Source organism: Nocardia sp. TBRC8007 (assembly GCF_056629435.1).
Map to the genome: position 1 here is coordinate 1 of NZ_JBWSOR010000086.1, position 1,740 is coordinate 1,740.

Annotated in this window: 1 protein-coding gene; it reads left to right on the plus strand. The window is 65.3% G+C overall.

Annotation, left to right across the window (positions count from 1 at the left end):
- A partial coding sequence (locus ACX4ZE_RS22700; protein ID WP_480275496.1) for a condensation domain-containing protein occupies nt 1-1,740 on the plus strand: 1,740 nt, incomplete at both ends.

Here is a 1,740-nt window from a genome sequence, read left to right on the forward strand (position 1 = left end):
GCGGTTGCCGGGGTTCATGGTGCCCGCGGCGGTCGTGGTGCTCGAGACGCTGCCGTTGACACTGAACGGGAAACTGGACCGTAGGGCGTTGCCGGCACCGGAGTTCGGTGTGGGTACGGAGTATCGGGTGCCGTCGTCACCGGTGGAGCGTGTTGTGGCGGGTATTTTCGAGCAGGTGTTGGGGGTGGATCGGGTGGGGGTGGATGATTCGTTTTTCGATGTGGGTGGGCAGTCGTTGTCGGCGATGCGGTTGGTCAATCGGGTGCGGGTGGTGTTGGGGGTGGAGTTACCGATTCGTACGGTGTTCGAGTATCCGACGGTGGCGGGGTTGGCGGCGCGGTTGGATAGCGGGGTGCGGGTGCGGGTGGGGTTGGGTCCGCGGGAGCGTCCGCGGGTGGTGCCGTTGTCGTTCGCGCAGCAGCGGTTGTGGTTTCTGTATCGGTGGGAGGGGCCGTCGGCGACGTACAACATCCCGATGGCGGTGCGGTTGACCGGTCGGGTGGATATCGCGGCGTTGACAGCGGCGTTCACCGATGTCGTGGCCCGTCACGAGGTGCTGCGCACCGTTTATATCGACTGTGATGGTGTCGCCGCCCAACACGTCCTCGACCCCGAGCGGGTGTGTGTGCCGGTCACCGTCATCGACACCGGCGCGGACACCGCGGACACGGTGGAGGTGATGGTGGCTGCGGCGGTGGCTTACCGGTTCGATTTGTCGGGGGAGGTCCCGATCCGGGTGACGGTGATCGACCGCGGTGGCGGGGGGGTGGTGTTGGTGGTGGTGGTGCATCATATCGCCGCGGATGGGGCGTCGTTGGTGCCGTTGGTGCGGGACGTACTCACCGCTTACCGGGCCCGTGGTCTGGGACGTGCGCCGGGGTGGGAGCCGTTGCCGGTGCAGTATGTCGATTACACCTTGTGGCAGCGGGAGTTGTTGGGGCAGCAGCAGGATCCGGACAGTCTGCTGAGCGAACAGTTGGGGTATTGGCGGGCGGAGTTGGCCGGGCTACCCGAGGTGATCGGGCTACCGACGGACCGACCGCGACCCAAGGTCGCCAGCCACCGCGGGGACAGTGTCGTGTTCACCATCCCCGCCGCGCTGCGGTCCCGTATGGAAGTGGTAGCGCAGGCACAGGCAGTGACGGTGTCGATGTTGGCGCATACCGCGCTGGTGATCCTGCTGCACCGGTTGGGTGCCGGCGACGATATCGCGGTCGGGTCTCCGATCGCGGGCCGTTCCGATGAGGCGCTGTCGGAGCTGGTGGGGTTCTTCGTCAATACCCTTGTTCTACGTATCGATCTCGCAGGTAACCCGAGTATCACCGATCTGTTGGCCCGGGTGCGGGATAAAGCCCTCGCGGGGTATGCCAACCAGGACATCCCCTTCGAACGGCTCGTGGAGCTGCTCAACCCCACCCGATCCACCGCTCATCACCCCTTGTTCCAGGTGGCGTTGGCATTCCAGAACAATCCCCTGCCCGAGCTCACCGAACTCGGTACCGGGTTCACCGCGCACCCGGTACCGGTACCCACCACCACCGCCCGCTTCGACCTACTGATGAACCTGTCCGAGGAACCGATCCCGGTCGCCGACACCACCACCGGTTTCATCGGGGTGGTGGAATACGCCACCGATCTGTTCGATGCCGCCACCATCCAAGCATTCACCGCCCGGTATGTGCGGGTGCTCAACCAACTCGCCACCGATACCCCGGCCCGGGTCGGGGATATCGACATCCT